1 protein-coding gene is annotated in these 1,049 nt (G+C 48.2%); it reads left to right on the top strand.

Annotated features, from left to right (window positions below; all coding sequences use genetic code 11):
- Window positions 1–1,049, top strand: a 1,049-nt coding sequence (locus tag R7F07_RS25445; protein ID WP_318110701.1) for a diaminobutyrate--2-oxoglutarate transaminase family protein, incomplete at both ends; no start/stop codon positions are given.

Genomic DNA, 1,049 nt, shown 5'->3' with positions numbered 1-1,049 from the left:
GGCGATAACTGTGTTATTCAGTTCTGTGGACCATCGGGTGCTGATGCGGTTGAAGCTGCGATCAAGCTAGCGAAACAAACGACAGGTCGTAATACCATGTTTGCTTTCCGTGGTGCATACCACGGTATGACAAACGGTACGATGGGCATGATGGGTAATTTAGGAACAAAAGCGCGTCGTACTGGCTTAATGTCAGATGTGCACTTTATGCCTTTCCCATACAACCTACGCTGTCCATTTGGTCTTGGCGGTGACGAAGGTGCGAAAGCAAGTCTTCGTTATATCGAGCGTTTATTGAACGATGATGAAGCGGGTATCATGAAACCTGCTGCGATCATCGTAGAGCCAGTACAAGGTGAGGGCGGTGTAATTCCTGCTCCAGCATTCTGGTTGCGCGAACTACGTCGTATTTGTGATGAGCACGGTATCCTACTGCTTTTTGATGAAATTCAGTGTGGTGTGGGTAAATCTGGTTACAACTTCGCTTTCGAAGAAGCGGGTATCGTGCCTGATGTATTGTGTCTTTCTAAAGCGATTGGCGGCGGCTTGCCAATGTCACTGCTTGTGATCAATAAGCAACACGATACGTGGAAGCCAGGCGAGCACACGGGCACATTCCGTGGTAACCAACTTGCAATGGTTTCAGGTGCTAAAGCGCTTGAAATTATCCAACGTGACAACCTTGTTGAGCATGCGAACGTTGCTGGCCAATACCTACGTTTTGGTCTTGAAAGCATCCAAAAACGTGTTAACTGTATTGCTGAAGTTCGTGGCAAAGGCTTGATGCTAGGCGTTGAAATCAAGAATCCTAACGGCGAGCTTAACAAGTTTGGTGAACCTCTTGCTGACGGTCAGTTGACCCTAGCGATTCAACGTGCTGCGCTTGAGCGTGGTTTGATGGTTGAAAAAGGCGGCCGCGAAGGTTCTGTTATTCGCTTCCTTCCACCACTTATCATTTCATTCGAACAGATTGACTTCGCATTACGTGTGCTTGAAGAAGCGATCATCGCCGCAGGCGGTAGCCACGTTGAAGCTGCACCACAAGAAGA

This window comes from Vibrio sp. YT-16, assembly GCF_033337405.1.
In the GTDB taxonomy this organism is placed as follows: Bacteria; Pseudomonadota; Gammaproteobacteria; order Enterobacterales; family Vibrionaceae; genus Vibrio; species Vibrio alginolyticus.
The sequence above is the reverse complement of the archived record's forward strand: the minus strand, read 5'-3'. Positions and strand labels throughout refer to the sequence as shown.